The following is a 20,722-nucleotide window of genomic DNA, read 5'->3' as shown; positions in this document are numbered from 1 at the left end:
CTCCTGCACGCGGGAGGGGGCCGACCGCGTGTGCCCTCCCGGTCGATCCGGGGGAGTCCGCATCGATCCGGGGGAGTTTGCGGGGTCCCTGCCCAAAAGGTCCCGGCCCGGCTACGCTGAAACCGTGCCGGACGACGTGGGGGGCAAGCCGTTTCCTGACGGCTGGGAGCCCGACGACGACCGCGGGGGCGCGGACGAGGACTTCGCCTCCGTGGTGTTCGACGAGGACTTCGTCCGGTCGGCGCCCGTCCACGAACCCACCGCCGTGGAGCGCCTCCTCGCCGCCGCCGAGGCCCGTGCCGAGGCCGACGCGGCCCGCGCCCGCCGCACCCGTCGCGCCGACGACGACGAATACGGCTACGCCGGCTCCCGGGGCTACCACGACCCCCAGGACCTCGACTACGACCCGGACGACGGCTTCGGGGACGACGACGGCCCAGGGCCCTACGGCCGCCACGGCGGCTCCCTGCGCCCCTACCGCAACTCCGCCCGCTGGCACCGGCCGGTCGCCTGGCTGCTCGCCGTGGTGATGGGCGTCGGCATGGTCTCCCTCGCCTTCACCGCGGTCTACCGGGGCGCGTCGAACAACCGCCAGGACCAGGTGCCGCCCCCCGCCAGCAGCGGTGTGGACAAGCCCGGCGCCGCCCCGTCGGCCTCCGCCGACTACTCCCGCCCCGTGGTCTCCGCCGAGCCCCGGGTGCCCTGAGCCGGGCGCCGGGCCGCAGCCCCCGAGGGCCCCCGGCTCCTCCCGTCACCCGTTCGCCGACCGCGACCCCCGTCGCCTCCGCAGTTCCCGGCGGTCTCCGCGTTTACACGGACCGCAATCGACCTACCCTGAAGATGTGACCCCTCGTTCCCAGGGGGGCTTCTCGCTGCCGCACGCCCCGCTCGGCCGAAGCAGACCGTTGCGCACCGAACCGACCGGTGTGGAGATCGGGAGAGAAGTCATGACAGGCCGCTCAGAACCGCCGGACGGCCCGCCCGAGAACCCCGCGGGCGGCGAGGACGAATACCGCTCGCTCGTCTTCGACGAATCGTTCATCCAGGCTGCCCGGATGCGGGAGTACTCGGCGCAGGAACGGATGGGCGACCACGCCCGCGCCGTCCGCACCGTGCCCGAGGAGCAGCCGCCCGTGCGCAGCGGAGGCGGCTCCCGGGCCGCCATAGCCCTGGTCGTCCTCATCGCCCTGGCCTTCGCCGTGGCCGTCTACATCGGATTCCGCAGCCCGTATCCCCAGCCGGCCCCCCGACGTGCCGAACCCCTGCGGACCACCGTCATCCCCCTGGCCCCCCGGGGCGCCGTACCGGGCGGATCACCCGAGCAGCTGTACCGGGCCGAGCCGGTCTCCGGATTCCGCACGGGCGCGGAGGGCATCAACTTCCCCGCCGTGAAGCGCACCCAGAACTTCTCCGACAGCCAGATCACCGCCGCGCTCGCCACCGTCAAGGACTACCTGGTGGAGTCGTCCCTGAACCCCGACGTCCTCACCGGCTCCGTACGCCGGCCCGTGGAGCACCTCATCGACCCGGACCAGCGCACCCAGTTCGAACGGAGCCAGAGCGACCCGGCGGACGACGGGAGCCACGCCGCCACCGGCTGGCTGGTCCGCTTCGACCCGGAGCGGGTGGAGCTCGCGGACCCGCAGATCCGGGTCCAGGGCACCCTCCGCTACGAGGAGGAGGCGGCGGGCGTCCTCGGCGTCGTCTCGGACCACACCTTCACCTACGCCCTGCGCCCGGCGGAGGGGCCCCCGCGCAAGGACGGCGCGTCCCTGTTCACCGTGCGGCGCGAGCTGCACTTCCGCTTCGACCGGGAGGACCTGCGGCTCCACCGCCTGGAGGTGCGCACCGCCCAGGTCCAGGCCGGGCCGCAGTCCTGCTCGGCCGACGCGACCGAGATGCTCCGCCCCCTCCTGGCCGGGGAGAAGGCGGACGCCCGCGGCCCCGCCGCCACCGACCCGTACGCCTCGGGCCCGCCCACGGCGGCCCTGTGCGGGACCCTGGCGGCCGTCAGCCCTTCGACGGCCCCGAGCTCCCCTCCTCCGGGTCCTGAGGCCGACCGGACTCCCCGCCCGTAGCGGAGCCGCCGGAGCCGCCTCCGGTGAACTTGTCGCGCAGCTTGCCGCCCAGGTCCCCCGCGCCCCCGGCGATGTCGCCCACCAGCTTCATCAGCGGGTCCTTGCTGGTGCGCACCGTGTCCGCGTAGTGCGAAGCGGACTCCCGGAACGAGTCGGTCACCGAGGTGTCCTTGTCCTCGTCGCGCCGGGGGTAGTGGCCGTCCATAATCCGCTGGAACTCGCGGGTCTCCGACCACTTCTTCAGCTCGGCGGCCCGCACGGCGGTGAACGGGTGCGTCCGGGGCAGCACATTGAGGATTTTGAGGACGGAGTCGCGGAGGTCGCCGCTCTTCTCGTACTCGTCGGCCTGGGCGAGGAAGGCGTCCACATTCATCTCGTGGAGGTGGTTGCCACCCGCGATCTTCATCAGGCCGCGCATCGAGGCCTGGGTGTCCTGGCCCACCAGCAGCCCGGCCCGGTCCGCGGACAGCTCCGACTTGCGGAACCACTCGCGCAGCGCCGTCACGATCGCCATGATCGCCACATTGCCCAGCGGGATCCAGGCGACCTTCACGGCGAGGTTGGTCAGGAAGAGCAGTATCGTCCGGTACACCGAGTGACCGGAGAGGGCGTGGCCCACCTCGTGGCCCACCACCGCCCGCATCTCCTCCTCGTCGAGCAGTTCGACCAGGCCCGTGGTGACCACGATGATCGGCTCGTCGAGACCGATGCACATGGCGTTGGGCTGCGGGTCCTGCTTCACGTACATCGGCGGGACCTTCTCCAGGTCCAGGATGTAACACGCGTCGCGCAGCATGCCGTTGAGATGGGCGAACTGCGCGTCGCTCACCCGGACGGAATCGGAGAGGAAGAGCAGCCGCAGGCTCCGCTCCGGGAGCAGCCCGCTGAGCGCCTTGAACACGGTGTCGAACCCGGTCAGCTTGCGCAGGGCCACCAGGGCCGAGCGGTCGGCGGGGTGCTCGTAGGCCCGGGAGGAGATCCCGGGAAATCGCCGGCGCGCCCTGCTCGGCACGTTCTCGTGACTGCTGTCGGTCATGGATGGCCCCCTGTTCGTACGAGACGTTGCTCGTCCCCCGGACAAAAGCCAGCGTATGCGCTGGCGCTACGGTGTGCGGGGGGCTGTGGATAACTTTGAGGAGCGCCCGAAATGCCGCACACCGCCGTACTGCTCGCCGCCGCGTCCCAGGAGCAGGGACCGGGTGACACCCTCCGGATCGTGCTGCTCGTCTCGATCCTCGGAGCGGTGCTGCTCGCCTGGTTCCTGCTGCGTGGATACCGCAACGACGACAACAACGACTGAGTCGCCGTGAGCGTGCCCGAGGGTCCCGCATACGATGGCCCCGACGTCTTCCTTCCGACTCACGATCGATAGGTCCTGCCGAAGATGAGCCTCACGAGCACCACTCACCAGCTGGTCACTCTCGCCTCCGGGGGCGAGGGCGGCGGCAACCACGAAAGCCTGAACCCCTACTTCGTCGGCGCCGGGGCCTTTGTCGCGCTGATGCTGCTTCTGTTCATCACCATCAGCTTCAACCGCGACCGCTGAGCCGGGGGCGTACAGCTGTGCCAGTAGGCTCTGCACGCATGGGAGAGCAGGAAGTGCCTACCGGCCCCGGCAAGCGCCGTATCGGTGTGATGGGCGGGACATTCGACCCGATCCACCATGGACACCTGGTGGCGGCCAGTGAAGTGGCCGCCCAGTTCCATCTGGACGAGGTCGTCTTCGTGCCGACCGGGCAGCCGTGGCAGAAGAGCCACAAGAACGTCTCCCCGGCCGAGGACCGTTATCTGATGACGGTCATCGCCACCGCGTCCAACCCGCAGTTCTCCGTCAGCCGCAGTGACATCGACCGTGGCGGACCGACGTACACCATCGATACGCTGCGGGACCTGCGCGAGGTCCACGGCGACGCGGACCTCTTCTTCATCACCGGCGCCGACGCGCTCGCCCAGATCCTCACCTGGCGCGACGCGGAGGAGCTGTTCTCGCTCTCCCACTTCATCGGTGTGACCCGCCCGGGTCATGTGCTCACGGACGACGGACTGCCCGAGGGCGGTGTCTCCCTCGTGGAGGTGCCCGCGCTGGCGATCTCGTCCACGGACTGCCGTGAGAGGGTCGCGCAGGGGGAGCCGGTCTGGTACCTGGTGCCGGACGGCGTGGTCCGCTACATCGACAAGCGCCAGCTGTACCGCGGCGAATGAGCCACGGAGAGGGGCACCGGTGAACGACCGACAGAACCCGTACGACCCGTACTACCAGGAGCCGCAGATCGTCGGCTACGACGCGTACGGGCAGCCGGTCTACCAGCAGCAGGGGCAGCAGGGTCAGGGTTACGACCAGCAGGGCCAGGGTTACGACCCCTACGCAGCCCAGCAGAGCCAGGGCCACCAGACCCAGGACACCACCGGTTACGGCTACGACGCGTACGGCAACCCTCAGCAGCAGCCGGGCTACGACCCCTACGCCGCCGGTCAGCAGGGCCACCAGCAGGGCCAGGCGCAGCAGGAACAGGGCGCCGACCAGGGGTACGGCTACGGCTCCTACACCGACTACGGCTACGCCACCGGGCAGCAGCCCGCCGCGGTCGACACCGGCGAGCACTGGAGCATCCCGCAGCAGGGCGCCGCCCCCGCGCCGGAACAGGCACCGCCGCAGCCCCCCGTACAGCCCTCTCCGCAGGAGGCCGAGCCGGAGGCGGATGCCGCGCTTCCCGGGCAGCGCAAGCCCGCCCCGGACTACCGCACCGAGCAGTTCTCGTTCATCGAGGAGCCCGACGAGGACTCCGAAGACGTCATCGACTGGCTGAAGTTCACCGAGAGCCGCAGCGAGCGGCGCGAGGAGGCCCGGCGCAAGGGCCGCAACCGCATGGTCGCCCTGATAGTCGTCGCCGTTCTCGTCGTCGTCGGCGGGGTCGGCTATCTGTGGTCCGCCGACATGCTCCCGGGCCTGTCCGGAACGGACGAGAAGAAGACCGTCGCCGCCGGGGCCCAGCAGCGCGACATGATCGTGGTGCACCTGCACGACACGAAGAAGGGCGGCACCTCGACGGCGCTGCTCGTCGACAACACCACCACCAAGCAGGGCACCACCGTCCTGCTGCCCAACTCCCTCGCCGTCGCGGGCGACGACGGGGCCACCACCACGCTCGGCAAGTCCGTCGAGGACGACGGCAGGACCGGCACCCGGGAGGCGATCGACACCCTCCTCGGCACCCGGATCACCGGCACCTGGCGGCTGGACACCCCGTACCTGGAGAACCTCGTCGAGCTGGTCGGCAACATCGAGGTCGACACCGACACCGAGGTGCCCGCCGCGAAGAAGGGCGAATCGCCCCTGGTGAACAAGGGTGAGGCCCAGACGCTCAGCGGCCCGATGGCCGTCGCGTACGCCACCTACCGTGCGGAGGGCGAGCCCGAGGCCAAGCAGCTGACCCGCTTCGGCGAGGTCATGCGGGCCACCCTGCGCAAGATCTCCGAGGACCCCAAGGCCGCCACCGTCACCATCGAGACGCTGCTCCAGGTGCTCGACCCGTCGCTGCCCGAGAAGGACCTCGGGGCCTCGCTCGCCAAGCTGGCCTCGCGGGCCAAGGTCGGCGACTACAAGACGGCCCTGCTGCCGGTCCAGGAGGACGGCACGCTCACCGAGGCGGACACCCGCGGCGTGGTCAAGGACATCCTCGGCGGCACGGTGAAGGCGCCCGAGGACGGCGCTCCGCTCCGGGTCGCCGTCCGCAACGCCACCGGAAACCAGAAGGCCGCCGAGGCCGCCCGGGTCCAGCTGGTCAACGGCGGTTACGCCTTCGTGGACAGCGGCAAGGCCGGGGCCGAGGCGTCGTCCGTCGTGCTCTACCGGTCCGCCGAGGACAAGGAGAAGGCCGTCGAGGTGGCCAAGACCCTGGGTCTCTCCGCAGGCGATGTGAAGAAGGGCGAGCCGGCCGCCAACGCCGACGTGTCCGCGGTCCTGGGCCAGGACTACAAGGTCCAGTAGCCCGCCCGGGGCCGCCGGCCGGTGGCCCCGGGTGAAGGCAGTAAAGCTCTGTCGGCGGTCCGTGAGACCCTAGGGACTGCATCCGACCGCCGACGAAAGCCTGCATGTGACCGCCACGGACCGCTCCATCGAGCTCATCAACGCCGCCGCCCAGGCGGCCGCCGACCGGCTCGCGCACGACATCATCGCCTACGACGTCAGCGATGTGCTGTCGATCACCGACGCCTTCCTGCTGGCCTCGGCCCCCAACGACCGTCAGGTCAAGTCGATCGTCGACGAGATCGAGGAGCGGCTCCAGAAGGAGCTCGGCGCCAAGCCGGTGCGCCGCGAGGGCGACCGCGACGCCCGCTGGATCCTCCTCGACTACGTCGACATCGTCATCCACGTCCAGCACAGCGAGGAGCGCGTCTTCTACGCGCTGGAGCGCCTGTGGAAGGACTGCCCGGAGATCGCCCTCCCCGAGGACGCGATCAAGACCCGCGGCAAGGCCGAGGAGCACGCACAGCTCAACGGCGGCACGGAAGGTGACCAGAGCTGAACGGCAGCAAGAGCGGCAAGGGCCGCAGGATCGTCCTCTGGCGGCACGGCCAGACGGCATGGAACCTGGAGCGCCGCTTCCAGGGCTCCACGGACATCGAGCTGACCGAGGCCGGCGTCGGGCAGGCCCGCCGCGCCGCCCGGCTGCTCGCCTCGCTGAAGCCGGACGCCATCGTGGCCTCCGACCTCCGGCGGGCGGCTGCCACGGCCTCCGAGCTCTCCGCCGTCAGCGGCCTGACCGTCGCCCATGACGCCGCACTCCGTGAGACGTACGCGGGCGAGTGGCAGGGGCTGACCCACCAGGAGATCGTCGAGCGCTACGGCGAGCAGTACGCCGCCTGGAAGCGCGGTGAGCCCGTGCGCCGGGGCGGTGGCGAGCTGGAGACCGAGGTCGCCGACCGGGCGGCTCCGGTCGTTCTGGAGCACGCCGAGAAGCTTCCGGATGACGGCACGCTCGTCGTCGTCAGCCACGGCGGCACGATCAGGACGACGATCGGCCGGCTGCTGGGCCTGGAGGCGCACCACTGGGAAGGGCTCGGCGGTCTTTCCAACTGCTGCTGGTCCGTCCTCGGGGAGGGCGCGCGCGGCTGGCGTCTGCTGGAGCACAACGCCGGCACACTCCCGGAGCCGGTGCTCGGCGACGACGACTAGACCGGCCGTCCGGGCGGCCGTCCAGCGGTCGTCGGGAGGCCGTTCTCGGGCCGCCCTCGGGCGGCCCGGGCCGGATTTCACTTTCCGGCCGGTCGCAGGCTAAAGTTCATCTTGTTCGCAGCGCGGAAACGCAGGGAAACAGAGCGAACAGCGGGGCTATAGCTCAGTTGGTAGAGCGCCTGCATGGCATGCAGGAGGTCAGGAGTTCAATTCTCCTTAGCTCCACAATCAGGATCCCGTCCCCATCAGGGGGCGGGATCTTCTGCATGGAGGGGACGGAGGGCGTCGAGCGGGCTGCCCCTCTTGCGGGGCCATGGCAGAATCGGAACGCCGGAGGGGGCGACGTACCGATCGGGAGGGAGCGCGATGCCTGCGAGTCGCGAACACGTCCCCGACCAGCGCCTTGTCGCCGCCTCGCCCCCCGGCCCCGTAACGTCCGACGTTCGATCCCGTCTCGGCTGTCCGTCCTGCGGTTCGTCCCATGTGGCCCAGGTTCTGGGTGACAACGGAGGGGTCTCCTACGTGTGCACGGCCTGCGGCCACAGCTGGAGCTGACTGATGGGTGCACACAGGCGTAAATGCGACTGGTGCGGCAGCGGTACGCCCATCGTCAGGGACATGGACCCGGTCAACGCGGAGTACCAGTACTGGTGCGAGGAATGCGCACGGGCGCTGATCATAAAAGGCGACCCCATCGAGACCTACCGGGAGCTGGAGGGGGAGCCGATCTACGGGCGGCTCCTGGAGGAGCACTGCACCCTCAAGCGCTTCTACTCCTTCGCGACAGCCTGACCTGGTCTGACCTGCGACTGGCGGGCGAACGCCCTGGATGATCCGGGCATATCGGTGCGGACCGGAAACGATTTGGTGAAGCACCGGGGGGACCGTGTAATGTTCTCGATGTCGCCAAGGGGAACCGGGCGGCAAGCAGCGAGGGGCTATAGCTCAGTTGGTAGAGCGCCTGCATGGCATGCAGGAGGTCAGGAGTTCAATTCTCCTTAGCTCCACAGGATCGACAGTAAAGAAGCGGGCCACCCGGATCGGGTGGCCCGCTTCTTTGTGCCGGGATCAGCCGCGGGCACTGCCCAGTGCGCGCCGATGGGCGGCCGGCAGGGCGGGGCGCTGTTCGGCCGGCGGCTGCTCGATACGGAGCGCCAGGGCTGGGCAGCGCCGTACGGCCCGCTGGGCACGACCGCGCAGGTGCACCGGAACGGCGGCGTCCGCCAGTGCCGGATAGCCGTCCGCTCCCAGCCGGATGAGCTCGGGGACGAGGTCCGCGCACAGGCCGTGGCCCTGGCAGAGCGTCCAGTCGACCGCGAGCTTCTCGCCGCTCGGAATCGACTCCTCCAGATCCTGGTAGCCCGGTGCGGGCAGCGGCAGCACCCCGACCGTCTCGCGGCCGCAGCCGCCGTCCAGGACGTGTGCGGCGAGGTCGTCCGTGAACGCCGACAGGGTCGAGAGCAGGAACCGGGCGGAACCGTCCGGGTGTTTGCACGCCCCGCGGCCCTTCACGGCCTGGGTGACCTCGCGCAGGGCCTCCAGGGCGGCGGGCCCGCCGCCGTTCAGCACGTCGGAGAGGCCGCCCGCGGCGGCGGGGAGCCCCAGCTTGCACGGGCCGCACTGTCCGGCGGTCTCGGCGGCCAGCCAGTTGGCTATCCGGAGGGATTCGCCGAGCGGGCAGGTGTCCGGGCCGATCGGCAGGATGGCCCCCGCGCCGAGCGCACCCCCCGCGGTGGCCAGGGACTCGCGGGAGACCACGGCGTTGTGCGAGGAGACCGCGTCGATCCAGTTGCCGTGGTAGCCGCCGGTCAGCACGCCCTGGGGGAGCGGCGGGGCCCCGGCCATCTCCAGGACGTACCGCAGCGGCACCCCGGTCGGCACCTCGACGACCATGGGCCTCGCCACGGCGCCCGAGACGGTGAGCAGGACGGTGCCGGGTTCGTTCGGCAGCCCGGTGTGCCCGTAGCGGCGGGGGCCGATCCGGGCGGCGACGGCGAGCTGGGCGTAGGTCTCCGCGTTCGACAGCAGCGTCGGTGAGCCGCCCACCCCGGTCTCCGCCGCCCGCTCGCGCCGGCCCGGCGGCAGGGCGGGCCCGCCGTTCGCCGCCCTGATCACCGAGGAGGCCTCGCCCGAGACCATGCGTTCCGGGGTGCGGACCACGCGGGCGCGCAACTGCTGGCCGCGCCGGTCGGAGAGGCCGCGTTCGGCGAGGGCCGCCCGTACGGAGATCTCCGTGGAGTTGCGGGTGACGGCGACGACCAGGGTGCGCGCGCCGAGCGCCTCCGCGGCCAGCAGCGCACCGTCCAGGATCAGGTGCGGGGCGCGGTTGAGCAGGACGGTGTCCTTGCGGCAGGCCGGTTCGCCCTCGCTGCCGTTGATCACCACGACCGGCCGCACTCCGCGCCGGATGGACGCCTTCGCCACCGCGCGCAGCTTCTTGCCGAACGGGAAACCGGCGCCTCCCCTTCCGCGCAGGGAGATCGTTTCGGCCAGTTCGGCCAGCCGTTCACCGGTCATCGGCTCCAGCGGCCCGTGCACCTTGAGGTGCATGGCGAGGTCGAGCCGCTCCACCAGGTCGAAGCCGGTGGTCAGTTGCGGCAGTCCGACGACGCGGACCTCGGGCACATCGGGGAGGGGGACGTTCACTATCGGTCTCCTGCGGGTGCGTGCCAGGGTTCGCCGGCCGGGGGCGCGGTGAACGGCCCGGCCCCCGGTTCGGCACGGGGCGGGGCGAAGGGGGAGGGAGCGGGGGAAGGGGAGGTGAGGGGAGCGGATGTGGTGGTGTCGTACGGGGTCGGTGCGCCGGCGTACTCCGATGTCACGTAGGTCGGTGTGCCGGACCCGGGTGTGCCGGTTTCTGGTGTGCGGGATTCCGGAGCGGCGTGTTTCGGTTCGGCGGGTTCCGTGGATCCGTACCTCGGTGTGCCGTGCCCCGGCGTTTCGTACGGGGAGGTCGCGTACGCGTGCTCCTGCGTGGTGTACGCAGGCGGGTTCTGCGGGGACGGACCGTGGTGCGCCTGTCCGGGCAGAGCGGGGGAGGGCGAGGGCCAGCGACTCTCCGAGGGGGCCGCCGGGCCCGACATGCCGCCGCCGAGCGAGACGGCGCGGTACCCGGCCGTTATGCCCGGTCCAGGCCCCGGCCCCGCCTTCCTCCGCCCCGGGTCCGGCAGTTCCTCCGGCGGGCCGAAGGCGATGCGGTCGGCGCTGCGGGGCGGGGGCTCGTACAGCGGTGACCGGCCGCTGTACAGCGTTTCGGTCGGCGCTTCGTGCAGCGCGCCCGGGATCGCCGTCGGAGGGGGCGAGGTCGGGGGTATCGGCGCCGAGAGCGTGCGCGGGCGCACCGGCGTGCCCCGTACGTCCCGGTCCGTCTCGCTCCAGGCGGCCGGATCGGACCAGGGTTCCCCGGCGGACGAGGAGGACTCCCGCAGGACCGGATCGGGGGCGGCCGGGGGCCCCTGGCCCAGCAGTTCGGCGACCCGGTCGGCGACCCGCCGCTTCGTCGGGCGCGGCAGCAGCCGCAGACACAGCGCCCCGGCGACTCCGGCGAGGCAGAGCCCGTACATCACGACCACCCAGGTGGCAGGCGCACGCCCCGCGAACAGGCCGTGGACCAGCGCGGCGCACCACGCCGGATACGCCAGCGCGTGCAGGGCGCGCCACCGGCCCGCGATGCCGCCCGTGTCCCGGGGCGACCCCAGTGACTGCCCGAGCCGGGCGGCTTTGGGGGAAGGGTGGGCGAAGGCGCTGCGCAGGGCGCCGGTCGCGGCCGTGACAACCATCAGCAGCCCGGCCAGCGAACCGAAACCGATCAGCCCCGCCGCGCCGGTCACGCCGAGGCTGAAGGGTATGAGGGCACCGATCAGAGCCACATGCCCGAGGGCGACCTTCACGGTTCCGTGCAGCAGCAGAAAGCCGAGCGCGGCAATGGCGGTGGCCCGGTGGATGCCCTGGCAGACGATGCGCTGACGGGTGGAGAGGAACAGCCGGTCGGTGGCCAGCAGGCCCCAGGCGACGGCGGCGCTGAGCGACACCAGCGACAGGACGCCGGTGGTGAAATCGAGGGTGGCGCGCAGTTCGTCGCTCCCTGCGACGGCGAACAGAGGGACGAAGACCAACGCGGCGACCGTCAGGCCGCCCTGTACCGGCCGACTCATTGCGGGGCTCATGCTGGGGGATACGCGGATCTTGCGATGAGGGTTCATGGGGGCGACTCCGAATAGTTCGGCAAAGCGGTCCCGTTGCCGCATGCTAGGACGCCCCATACCAACCAGTACGAGGTTTGCTCGGTTGCCCCGATAGAGGTCGGTACGCGGAGTAACCCCTGCTTCCCGGGCGTTCTCCCTGCCGTCGAGGTCGTCCCAGGGCTCCGCGAAAACCTCATGCGAAGCGCGCGGGGCGCACACGCCGCAGCCACGGGAACGCCATGTTCCGACTACGGAGAGTGGCGTGCGGAGGGCGGTGGGCGGCGCGCGAGAGGGCGTGCGGGTGGTGCGGACCCGGGCTCCTGCGTGTGATGTCCGCCCTCCGGTTACTCCCCGCTCCCTTCCGGGTCCGTGCGGTACCCTGACGCCATGCGTGCCGTACGCCTTCTGCTTAGCGAGCCGCGCTGAAGAGTCCCGACCGGTGAGAACGCCTGGTCGGAGTCAGCGCGGCGTCCCCTCCTGTGCGAGGGGATTTTTCGTTTCCCGGCAGATGACGATCGATGGAGCTTTGAGGATCATGAGCGAGACGAATTCCGCTGCCGAGACGGCCGCGCCGCACCGCTACACGGCGGCGATGGCCGCCGACATCGAGGCACGCTGGCAGGACTTCTGGGACGCCGAGGGGACGTACGAGGCGCCGAACCCCACCGGTGACCTGGCGGGCGACCCGGAGCTGGCCGCCAAGCCCAAGAAGTTCATCATGGACATGTTCCCGTACCCCTCGGGCGCGGGTCTGCACGTCGGACACCCGCTGGGCTACATCGCCACCGATGTCTACGCCCGCCACCAGCGGATGACCGGCCACAACGTGCTGCACACCCTGGGCTTCGACGCGTTCGGACTGCCCGCCGAGCAGTACGCGGTGCAGACGGGCACCCACCCCCGGGTCTCCACCGAGGCCAACATGAAGAACATGAAGGTCCAGCTGCGCCGGCTGGGTCTGGGCCACGACAACCGCCGCTCCTTCGCGACGATCGACGCCGAGTACTACAAGTGGACGCAGTGGATCTTCCTGCAGATCTTCAACTCCTGGTACGACGCCGAGGCCGACAAGGCCCGTCCGATCGCGGAGTTGGTCGAGCAGTTCGAGAGCGGCACCCGCGCGACCCCCGACGGCCGTGAGTGGAGCGCGCTGAGCGCCACCGAGCGCGCCGACCTGCTGAGCCAGTACCGACTGGCGTACGCCTCCGACGCCCCGGTGAACTGGTCGCCCGGCCTGGGCACGGTTCTGGCCAACGAGGAGGTCACCGCCGACGGCCGTTCCGAGCGCGGCAACTTCCCCGTCTTCAAGGCCAAGCTGCGCCAGTGGAACATGCGCATCACCGCCTACGCCGACCGGCTGCTGAACGACTTGGACGGGCTGGACTGGCCCGAGGCCATCAAGCTGCAGCAGCGCAACTGGATCGGCCGCTCCGAGGGCGCCCGGGTCGAGTTCCCGGTGGACACCGCAGGCGGTATCACCGTCTTCACCACCCGCCAGGACACCCTGTTCGGCGCGACGTACATGGTGCTGGCGCCCGAGCACGACATGGTCGAGCGGATCATTCCGGCCGCTTGGCCCGAGGGCACCCACCCGGTGTGGACCGGCGGCCACGCGAGCCCGGCCGAGGCCGTCACCGCGTACCGCAAGCAGGCCGCCGCCAAGTCCGACGTCGAGCGGCAGGCCGAGGCCAAGGACAAGACCGGTGTCTTCACCGGTGCGTACGCCACCAACCCGGTCAGCGGCGAGAAGGTCCCCGTCTTCATCGCCGACTACGTCCTGATGGGCTACGGCACCGGCGCGATCATGGCCGTACCCGCGCACGACGCGCGCGACTTCGCCTTCGCGCGCGCCTTCGAGCTGCCGATGCGCTGTGTCGTCCAGCCCTCCGACGACCGGGGCACCGACCCCGCCACATGGGACGACGCCTTCAGCTCGTACGACGCGAAGCTGGTCAACTCCGCCAACGACGAGATCTCGCTGGACGGCCTGGGCGTCGTCGAGGCCAAGGCGAAGATCACCGAGTGGCTGCGGGAGCACGGCGTCGGCGAGGGCACCGTCAACTTCCGGCTGCGCGACTGGCTGTTCAGCCGGCAGCGGTACTGGGGCGAGCCCTTCCCGATCGTGTACGACGAGGACGGCATCGCCCACCCCCTGCCCGAGTCGATGCTGCCGCTGGAGCTGCCCGAGGTCGAGGACTACTCCCCGCGCACCTTCGACCCTGAGGACGCGTCCGCCCAGCCCGAGACCCCCCTGTCGCGCAACGCGGACTGGGTCAACGTGACGCTGGACCTGGGCGACGGCTCCGGTCCGCGCGCGTACCGCCGCGAGACCAACACCATGCCCAACTGGGCGGGTTCCTGCTGGTACGAGCTGCGCTACCTGGACCCGAACAACGACCGTCAGCTGGTCGACCCGTCCATCGAGCAGTACTGGATGGGCCCGCGCGAGGGGCAGCCCACCGGCGGCGTCGACCTGTACGTCGGCGGGGCCGAGCACGCCGTGCTGCACCTGCTGTACGCGCGTTTCTGGTCCAAGGTGCTGCACGACCTGGGCCACATCTCCTCCGCCGAGCCGTTCCACAAGCTGTACAACCAGGGCATGATCCAGGCCTTCGTCTACCGCGACAGCCGGGGCATCGCCGTCCCCGCCGCCGAGGTGGAGGAGCGCGACGGCGCGTTCTACTACGCGGGCGAGAAGGTCAGCCGCGTCCTGGGCAAGATGGGCAAGTCCCTGAAGAACGCGGTCACGCCGGACGAGATCTGCGCGGAGTACGGCGCGGACACTCTGCGCCTGTACGAGATGGCGATGGGCCCCCTGGACGTGTCGCGCCCCTGGGACACGCGTGCCGTGGTCGGCCAGTACCGCCTGCTGCAGCGGCTGTGGCGCAACGTCGTCGACGAGGAGACCGGTGAGGTCACCGTCGTCGACACGGAGCCCGGCGAGGACACCCTGCGCGCCCTGCACAAGGCGATCGACGGGGTCGGCCAGGACATGGCGGGGATGCGGTTCAACACCGCCATCGCCAAGGTCACCGAGCTGAACAACCACCTGACGAAGGCCGACGGCCCGCTGTCGCGCTCGGTCGCCGAGCGGCTGGTCCTGCTGATCGCCCCGCTGGCCCCGCACATCGCGGAGGAGCTGTGGCGCCGGCTGGGCCACACCGACTCGGTCGTCCACCAGGACTTCCCGGTGGCCGACCCGGCGTACGTGGTCGACGAGACCGTCACCTGCGTCGTCCAGATCAAGGGCAAGGTCCGGGCCCGCCTGGAGATCTCGCCCTCCATCACGGACGAGGAGCTGGAGGCGCTGGCCCTGGCCGACGAGGCGGTCGTCGCCGCGCTGGGCGGGGCGGGCATCCGCAAGGTGATCGTGCGGGCGCCGAAGCTGGTGAACATCGTCCCCGCGTGACACGGACGGCGGTGCTGTGACGGCCCCGTGAGCGGTGGGGGCCATCCCCTACGGGCAGGTTGGGGGTTCCGAAGGAACCCTCGGCCTGCCCGTTCCGTTTACGGTGGAAGGGGCAGGCCGGTACCGGCGGCCGCATCGAGACACCGAGGGGCATTCATGGAAGCCGCGCTCACGATCCTGGCGTTGCTCCTGGTCGCGTTCGTCGCGCTGGGTGTCTACGCGACCGTGAAGGCCGTCGGCGCGGCCAAGCGGGGCGTGGACCGCACGATCACGCAGGCCCGTCGCACGGTGGAGGACACCACGCTCCGGGCCAAGAGTTTCGGACAGGTGGGGGTCGCGGGCGAGCTCGCACAGCTCCGGCTCTCCCTGCGCACCTCGATGCGGGCCACGCAGGACGCCCTGCACGCCGGTGTCGCCGAGGACGCCTCGCTGGCGGAGTCGGTGGACCTTTTCCGGCGGCTGAGCGCCCACGGTCTGGAGCTGGACGACGAGCTGAAGAGGCTGGAGCGCGAGCCGGACCGGGCGACGGTCGCGGGCCTGCTGCCCAAGCTGCGGGAGCGCACGCAGCGGATCACGCACTCGGCGGAGTCGCTGCGCTGGGCGGCGCGAGACCGGGCGCGCCAGTTCGCCGACGACGACCTGGACGCGCTGAACGCGCAGATCGACATCGAGGCCGGGGCGCTGCGGCACTGGGCCGCGGACGAACCGTCGTCGCGGACGTCCGGCGCGGGCGCTTCCGCCACGACACCGGGTCAGGGCCCGGGGACGGACTGGCCGGAGCCGGCCGCCTCGGCAGACCCTTCGGTCGGCAGCAGCACGGCCGACGAGGCATGGTCCGGACCGGCCCGCGAGGAGAGCCCGCAGGCGATCACCGCCCCGGACCCGCGACTGCGCACGACCTACCCCTGGCAGAAGTCCACCCGGCCGGAAACGACGAACTGACGCACGTGGGTCGGTTCAGGCCCGAACGGATGCGTTCCGAAGCGGCCAGGAATGATCAGAGGGCCGGGGCCGGGCTGCCGCCCTCCCACCCCGCCAGGTAACCTCCGGCTCATGTCCCGCCATGTCGCTATCGTCACCGATTCCACGGCCTACCTGCCGCGCCCGACGATGGAACGGCACGGCATCACCGCGGTGCCGCTGACCGTCGTCCTGGGCGACCGGGCGCTGGAGGAGGGCACGGAGATCTCCGCCCGCTCGCTCGCCCTGGCTCTGCAGAAACGCCACTCCGTGACCACGTCCCGCCCCAGCCCCGAGGTCTTCGCCGCGGCTTACCGGGCGGCGGCCGAGGGCGGGGCGGACGCGGTGGTGTCGCTGCACCTGTCGTCGGAGTTCTCGGGCACCTACGACGCCGCGCAGCTCGCGGCGAAGGACGCCCCCGTTCCGGTGCGCGTGGTGGACACCGGCATGGTCGCCATGGCCCTGGGGTTCTGCGCCCTCGCGGCGGCGGAGGCCGCCGAGGCGGGCGGCGGCCTGGACGAAGCGGTGTCGGCGGCGGAGAAGCGGGCGGCGGGCACCTCGGCGTATTTCTATGTCGACACGCTCGACTATCTGCGCCGGGGCGGCCGCATCGGCACGGCCCAGGCCCTGCTGGGATCCGCGCTCGCGGTCAAGCCGATCCTGGAGCTCGACGGGGGCCGGATCGAGATGCTGGAGAAGGTGCGGACGGCATCGAAGGCGATCGCCCGCCTGGAGGAGATCGTCGCCGAGCGGGCGGGTACGGCCCCGGTGGACATCGCCGTCCACCACCTCGCCGCCCAGGAGCGCGCGGATCGCCTGGCGGAGCGGCTGCGTGAGCGTGTCCCCGGTCTCGTCGATCTTCATGTGAGTGAGGTCGGCGCGGTGATCGGAGCGCACACGGGGCCGGGGCTGCTCGGCGCGGTGATCTCCTCGCGGTGATCCGGCTGCGCTGATCCCCCTGGAGAGATTCACCCCGTGGAGTGGCCGAGTTTTCCACAACTGCCGCTCTGTCCACAGGAATCGGCGCCGCCCAGCGGGTTTCGGCGGATGTGCCTAACGTCGTGAGGCATGGCCCTTCGATCTTCTCGGGCGTCGGCTCCCGACGCGCCGTTCACCTCTGCGTCCTCGTCCGACTCCTCTGATTCCCCGACCTCGTCCACGCCCGAGCGGGGGCGACACGGTTCCGGCACTCGCCCGAGCGGCCGGGCGGGTGTACGCCCCGGGGCCCGTCCCGGTCCGCGCCACGGCGGGCGGCGGTCCGTGCGCGGGCGGTCCGCCATCACGTCGGCGGCCGCGCGTCGCCGGGCGGATGCGCTGATGGCGGGCGCCTCCGGGCTCGCGGGCGATGCCGTGCCCGTAGCGCTCCATGAGCCGGCGGAGACGCCCGCGCCCGCACCGAAACCACCCGCGCCGGAGACGGTGGGGGAGGTGCCCGTCGATACGTCGAGGGCGCGTCGTCTCGTGTCGGCCGTCCGGGAGCGGTTGCCGATGTGGGTGCGGCTGAGGTGCGGGATGGCGCCGCGTACGCCGGTGGTGCTCGGTCTGGTGCTGCTCGCCGCTGTGGCCGTCGCCACCGTGCACTTCTGGTCCGTACGCCCCGAGGCCGTACGTGTGCCGGAACCGGTCGCGGACGAAGCCGCGGCGCCCGCGCTGCCACCGGATCCCTTACGGTCCGGCGCCCCCGATCCGGTTTCCCGCCAGGCTTCCGGGGAGCCGGGCGGGAGCGGCGGGAGCGGGAGCGGGCAGATCGTCGTCGATGTGAGCGGCAAGGTGCACCGGCCGGGCGTCCGTCGGCTTCCGGCGGGGTCACGGGTGGAGGACGCGCTCGAGGCGGCGGGCGGTGTGCGCGCCGGCACGGACGTCACGGGACTCAACCGGGCGCGGGTCCTGGTGGACGGTGAGCAGGTCGCCGTGGGCCTTCCGCCGGGCCTGCCGGTCACCGGGGCGACCGGGGGCGGCGAAAACGGGTCCGGGGCGGCCGGTGTGCAGGGCGGGGCCGGGCCTTCGGTGCCGCTGAGCCTGAACACGGCGACCGCGGAGCAACTCGAAACCCTGCCGGGGGTCGGGCCCGTGCTGGCCCAGCACATGATCGACTACCGCACGGAGAACAACGGATTCCGATCCGTCGACGAACTCCGGCAGGTCAACGGGATCGGCGACCGCCGCTTCGCCGACCTCCAGCCGCTCGTACGGCCATGAGCAGCCGCGAGGCCCGGCTCGACTGCCAGGACGACTCCCAGGACCAGGACCAGCACCAGGACCTGGACCTGGACAGGGACAGCACCGGAAGCGCGGGCGCGGCCGGGGAGGGTTCACGGCGGGAGGGACCCACGGATCTGCGGCTCGTCCCGCCCGCCCTGGCGGTCTGGGCGGCAGCGGCGGCGACGCTGGGCCTTTCGGGGCGGTGGGCGATCGTCGTGGCCGTCGCCTGTTCGGTACCGGCGCTGGTTCTGCTGGCGGCGGCCGCGCGTGCCACTCGGCGGGGGAGGGGGACCGGAGGGGCGCGGGCCGGGAGCACCGGCGGAGATTCCCGGGCGGGGAGGCGGGCCGGAGGGTCCCGGGCCGGGAGAGCCGTCGGGCGGGCCCGGGTGCTCGCCGCCGCGGGAGCCGTGTTGCTCTGCGCGGCGGCGGGGGCGGCCGTTGCCGGGCTTCACGGGGCCGATGTGCGGCGCGGGCCCGTGCCCGGGCTGGCCCGCGAGTATGCGCGGATCGACGCCGAGGTACGGGTGACCTCGGATCCCCGGGCGACCCGACCGGCGGTTCGGGGCAACCACAGCGCCCCGGCCCTCCTCCTGATCGACGCGGAGGTCATGGAGGTGCGGACGCCGGACGGGCCCACCACACGGGTCCGGACACCGGTGCTGCTCATGGTCGCGGCGGGCGACCACCGGGCGGACTGGCAGCAGTTGCTCCCGTCCACGCGGCTCCGGCTCGCCGGCCGGCTCTCGCCTCCCGCCCACGGCGGCGAACGCCTCGCCGCGGTCCTGCGGGTGGACGATGCGGGGGAGCCCCGGATCACCGGGCCCCCGACGGGGATCCAGCGCGCGGCGGGAGACCTGCGCGCCGGACTGCGGGAGGCGACGGACGGTCTGGACACGGATGCGCGTGCGCTGTTGCCGGGGCTGGTGGTCGGCGACACCTCCAGGGTCCCGCCCGAACTCCAAGACGCCTTCAAAGCGACCGATCTGGCGCATTTGTTGAGCGTTTCCGGGGCTAATCTGTCGATTCTGCTGTTCCTCCTGGTCGGGCCGCCGGGATCGGCGTCGAGCGCGGAGCGGCGGGGCCTCGCACCCTTGCTGGGGCTCTCCCTGCGGGGGACCGCGGTGATCGGCGGTGTGCTGACCCTCGCGTTCATCGTCGTGTGCCGCCCGGAACCGAGCGTGCTCCGTGCGGCGGCCTGTGGGCTGATCACCCTCCTCGCGATCGGGACGGGCCGCCGGAGGTCCCTGATCCCAGCCCTGGCGGCCGCAGTCGTCCTCCTGGTGCTCTACGACCCCTGGCTCGCCCGGAGTTACGGATTCCTGCTGTCCGTCCTGGCCACCGGTGCGCTGCTGACGCTCGCGCCACGGTGGAGCGTCGCACTGCGGGCGCGGCGGGTGCCGGGCAGGCTTGCCGAGATTCTGGCCGCGGCGGCGGCCGCGCAGGCCGTGTGCGCGCCCGTGGTGGTGGTCCTGGCCTCGCGGGTCAGCCTGGTGGCTGTTCCGTGCAATCTGCTGGCGGAGTTCGCGGTGGCTCCGGCGACGGTGCTCGGGTTCACGGCTCTCGCCGTCGCCCCGGTCGCCCCGGCGGCGGCCGAGCTGCTGGCGTGGGCCGCGAGCTGGCCGGTCGGGTGGATCGCCACGGTCGCCCGGACGGGGGCGGGCCTTCCCGGGGCCGAGGCGCAGTGGCCCGGCGGGTGGCCCGGGGCCGCGCTGCTGGCCGGACTCACGGTCCTGGCCGTGCTCCTGGCCCCGAGGCTGGCCCGTCACCCCTGGGTCTGCGGTGCTGCCGGACTGCTTCTGGTGCTGGCGGTGCTGCGGCCGGTTCCGCTGACCCGGATCATGACCGGATGGCCGCCGCCCGGCTGGTCCTTCGCCCTCTGCGACGTGGGGCAGGGCGATGCGATGGTCCTCGCGGCGGGGGAAGGCACGGGGGTGGTCGTCGACGCCGGACCCGACCCCGGGGCGGTCGACCGGTGCCTGCGCGACCTGGCGGTGACCCGGGTCCCGCTCGTGGTCCTCACCCACTTCCACGCCGACCATGTGCGCGGGCTGCCGGGAGTGCTCCGGGGCCGGGCGGTGGGCGCGATCCAGACGACGAGCCTCGAAGAGCCGCCCGAGCAGGCGGCGTTCGTACGGAGGACGGCGGCCGCCGCACGGGTCCCGGCGGTGCGGGCCGTGGCCGGTGAGCGCCGCCGGTCCGGGCCGGTGGAGTGGCGGGTCCTCTGGCCCCGCCCCGGGCTCGGGGGAGCGGAGGGGGCGGCGGTTCGGGAGGCGAACGACTCCAGCGTCACCCTGCGCGTACGGGCGGCCGGAGGGCTGACGCTGCTGCTCCTCGGGGACCTCGAACCCCCGGCCCAGCGGGAGTTGCTGCGCGGGCGCGAGGCGCCGGGCCCGGTGGACGTCCTCAAGGTGGCCCACCACGGCTCGGCCTTCCAGGACGCCGGGCTGCTCCACAGCGTACGGCCGAGGCTGGCGCTCATCTCCTGCGGCGCGGACAACCCGTACGGCCACCCCTCGCCCCGCACGGTGGCCGCTCTCGGGGCGGCGGGGGCCAGGGTCCTGCGCACCGACACCGACGGCCCGATCGCGGTGGCGGGAGCGGGGAAGGAACTGCGGGCGGTGGGCCGGTCATGACACCGCGGGAACCGGCCCTGCGTGGCCGCCCGCCTCAGGCCGCGCCCCGCTCGCCGCCCGCGTCGTGGTGGACCTGCTCG

At 72.1% G+C, this 20,722-nt stretch carries 18 protein-coding genes and 2 tRNA genes; 17 read left to right on the top strand and 3 right to left on the bottom strand.

The genetic code is table 11. From position 1 onward, the window contains the following. Window positions 1-124: 124 nt before the first annotated feature. On the top strand, window positions 125-706 hold the full coding sequence (locus tag WQO_RS10680) for an SCO2584 family spore wall biosynthesis protein (RefSeq protein ID WP_010062927.1): 582 nt from the start codon (window positions 125-127) through the stop codon (window positions 704-706). Between the two features lie 241 nt (window positions 707-947). Beyond that, complete coding sequence (locus WQO_RS10675; protein ID WP_010062926.1) at window positions 948-2,078, top strand: SCO2583 family membrane protein; 1,131 nt, start codon at window positions 948-950, stop codon at window positions 2,076-2,078. Here WQO_RS10675 and WQO_RS10670 read toward each other — a convergent pair. Then, complete coding sequence (locus WQO_RS10670; RefSeq protein WP_010062925.1) at window positions 2,011-3,114, bottom strand: M48 family metallopeptidase; 1,104 nt, start codon at window positions 3,112-3,114, stop codon at window positions 2,011-2,013. The genes WQO_RS10675 and WQO_RS10670 overlap by 68 nt on opposite strands. 111 nt (window positions 3,115-3,225) lie before the next feature. On the opposite strand from WQO_RS10670, the gene WQO_RS36375 reads away from it, so the two are divergent. From WQO_RS36375 to WQO_RS10635, 10 genes are all read left to right on the top strand, one after another. Next, window positions 3,226-3,378 carry a hypothetical protein gene (locus tag WQO_RS36375; RefSeq protein WP_010062924.1) on the top strand — a complete coding sequence of 51 codons (153 nt, stop codon included), beginning with the start codon at window positions 3,226-3,228 and terminating at the stop codon, window positions 3,376-3,378. An 84-nt stretch (window positions 3,379-3,462) separates the two neighbouring features. Beyond that, on the top strand, window positions 3,463-3,624 hold the full coding sequence (locus WQO_RS36370; protein ID WP_010062923.1) for a hypothetical protein: 162 nt from the start codon (window positions 3,463-3,465) through the stop codon (window positions 3,622-3,624). A 38-nt stretch (window positions 3,625-3,662) separates the two neighbouring features. Next, window positions 3,663-4,280 (top strand): nicotinate-nucleotide adenylyltransferase, encoded by a 618-nt coding sequence (nadD, locus tag WQO_RS10665; protein ID WP_029182531.1) that lies wholly within the window; start codon window positions 3,663-3,665, stop codon window positions 4,278-4,280. A gap of 19 nt (window positions 4,281-4,299) precedes the next feature. Further along, entirely contained in the window at window positions 4,300-6,066 is a 1,767-nt protein-coding gene (locus WQO_RS10660) for an LCP family protein (RefSeq protein WP_010062920.1), read from the top strand. A 106-nt stretch (window positions 6,067-6,172) separates the two neighbouring features. Next, entirely contained in the window at window positions 6,173-6,604 is a 432-nt protein-coding gene (gene rsfS, locus WQO_RS10655) for a ribosome silencing factor (protein ID WP_010062919.1), read from the top strand. Next, window positions 6,601-7,254: a histidine phosphatase family protein gene (locus tag WQO_RS10650; protein ID WP_029182529.1), complete on the top strand. Its 654-nt coding sequence runs from the start codon at window positions 6,601-6,603 to the stop codon at window positions 7,252-7,254. The genes rsfS and WQO_RS10650 overlap by 4 nt, the downstream gene beginning before the upstream one ends. Before the next feature lie 152 nt (window positions 7,255-7,406). Beyond that, window positions 7,407-7,479 (top strand) — tRNA-Ala (locus WQO_RS10645). A gap of 141 nt (window positions 7,480-7,620) precedes the next feature. Continuing rightward, entirely contained in the window at window positions 7,621-7,809 is a 189-nt protein-coding gene (locus WQO_RS37380) for a hypothetical protein (protein ID WP_073776932.1), read from the top strand. 3 nt (window positions 7,810-7,812) lie between these two features. Continuing rightward, the gene (locus tag WQO_RS10640) at window positions 7,813-8,046 is read left to right on the top strand and encodes a hypothetical protein (protein ID WP_003969224.1); all 234 of its coding nucleotides are present in this window, start codon (window positions 7,813-7,815) and stop codon (window positions 8,044-8,046) included. Between the two features lie 142 nt (window positions 8,047-8,188). Beyond that, window positions 8,189-8,261: transfer RNA gene (locus WQO_RS10635), tRNA-Ala, on the top strand. A gap of 61 nt (window positions 8,262-8,322) precedes the next feature. Here WQO_RS10635 and WQO_RS10630 read toward each other — a convergent pair. Further along, window positions 8,323-9,900: an NADH-quinone oxidoreductase subunit NuoF family protein gene (locus WQO_RS10630; RefSeq protein WP_058953941.1), complete on the bottom strand. Its 1,578-nt coding sequence runs from the start codon at window positions 9,898-9,900 to the stop codon at window positions 8,323-8,325. Then, entirely contained in the window at window positions 9,900-11,408 is a 1,509-nt protein-coding gene (locus WQO_RS10625; protein ID WP_010064134.1) for a hypothetical protein, read from the bottom strand. The genes WQO_RS10630 and WQO_RS10625 overlap by 1 nt, the downstream gene beginning before the upstream one ends. A 565-nt stretch (window positions 11,409-11,973) precedes the next feature. Between WQO_RS10625 and leuS the strand changes: the two genes are divergently transcribed. The 5 genes from leuS (at window position 11,974) to WQO_RS10600 (ending at window position 20,642) form a co-directional block, all read left to right on the top strand. Then, window positions 11,974-14,847, top strand: a complete 2,874-nt coding sequence (gene leuS, locus WQO_RS10620; RefSeq protein ID WP_010064135.1) for a leucine--tRNA ligase — start codon at window positions 11,974-11,976, stop codon at window positions 14,845-14,847. 156 nt (window positions 14,848-15,003) lie between these two features. Continuing rightward, a complete protein-coding gene (locus WQO_RS10615) occupies window positions 15,004-15,789 on the top strand; it encodes a hypothetical protein (protein WP_010064136.1) in 786 nt (261 codons plus the stop codon). 111 nt (window positions 15,790-15,900) lie between these two features. Next, window positions 15,901-16,746, top strand: a complete 846-nt coding sequence (locus WQO_RS10610) for a DegV family protein (protein ID WP_010064137.1) — start codon at window positions 15,901-15,903, stop codon at window positions 16,744-16,746. Window positions 16,747-17,319: 573 nt separating this feature from the next. Then, window positions 17,320-18,006 carry a ComEA family DNA-binding protein gene (locus WQO_RS37270; RefSeq protein WP_010064138.1) on the top strand — a complete coding sequence of 229 codons (687 nt, stop codon included), beginning with the start codon at window positions 17,320-17,322 and terminating at the stop codon, window positions 18,004-18,006. Next, the gene (locus WQO_RS10600) at window positions 18,003-20,642 is read left to right on the top strand and encodes a ComEC/Rec2 family competence protein (RefSeq protein ID WP_010064139.1); all 2,640 of its coding nucleotides are present in this window, start codon (window positions 18,003-18,005) and stop codon (window positions 20,640-20,642) included. The genes WQO_RS37270 and WQO_RS10600 overlap by 4 nt, the downstream gene beginning before the upstream one ends. The last annotated feature ends 80 nt before the right edge of the window (window positions 20,643-20,722 follow it).

It is taken from the genome of Streptomyces globisporus C-1027, assembly GCF_000261345.2.
In the GTDB taxonomy this organism is placed as follows: Bacteria; Actinomycetota; Actinomycetes; order Streptomycetales; family Streptomycetaceae; genus Streptomyces; species Streptomyces pakalii.
This window is presented reverse-complemented; position numbering and strand designations above follow the sequence as displayed.

Bases quoted from the DNA above. Each gene is read 5' to 3' on its own strand.
- WQO_RS10675 (WP_010062926.1), top strand. From the start codon at position 948: ATGACAGGCCGCTCAGAACCGCCGGACGGCCCGCCCGAGAACCCCGCG.
- WQO_RS36375 (WP_010062924.1), top strand. From the start codon at position 3,226: ATGCCGCACACCGCCGTACTGCTCGCCGCCGCGTCCCAGGAGCAGGGA.
- nadD (WP_029182531.1), top strand. From the start codon at position 3,663: ATGGGAGAGCAGGAAGTGCCTACCGGCCCCGGCAAGCGCCGTATCGGT.
- WQO_RS10600 (WP_010064139.1), top strand. From the start codon at position 18,003: ATGAGCAGCCGCGAGGCCCGGCTCGACTGCCAGGACGACTCCCAGGAC.
- WQO_RS37270 (WP_010064138.1), top strand. From the start codon at position 17,320: ATGGCGCCGCGTACGCCGGTGGTGCTCGGTCTGGTGCTGCTCGCCGCT.
- WQO_RS10640 (WP_003969224.1), top strand. From the start codon at position 7,813: ATGGGTGCACACAGGCGTAAATGCGACTGGTGCGGCAGCGGTACGCCC.
- WQO_RS36370 (WP_010062923.1), top strand. From the start codon at position 3,463: ATGAGCCTCACGAGCACCACTCACCAGCTGGTCACTCTCGCCTCCGGG.
- WQO_RS10625 (WP_010064134.1), bottom strand. From the start codon at position 11,408: ATGAGTCGGCCGGTACAGGGCGGCCTGACGGTCGCCGCGTTGGTCTTC.
- WQO_RS37380 (WP_073776932.1), top strand. From the start codon at position 7,621: ATGCCTGCGAGTCGCGAACACGTCCCCGACCAGCGCCTTGTCGCCGCC.
- WQO_RS10615 (WP_010064136.1), top strand. From the start codon at position 15,004: ATGGAAGCCGCGCTCACGATCCTGGCGTTGCTCCTGGTCGCGTTCGTC.
- leuS (WP_010064135.1), top strand. From the start codon at position 11,974: ATGAGCGAGACGAATTCCGCTGCCGAGACGGCCGCGCCGCACCGCTAC.
- WQO_RS10670 (WP_010062925.1), bottom strand. From the start codon at position 3,114: ATGACCGACAGCAGTCACGAGAACGTGCCGAGCAGGGCGCGCCGGCGA.
- WQO_RS10610 (WP_010064137.1), top strand. From the start codon at position 15,901: ATGTCCCGCCATGTCGCTATCGTCACCGATTCCACGGCCTACCTGCCG.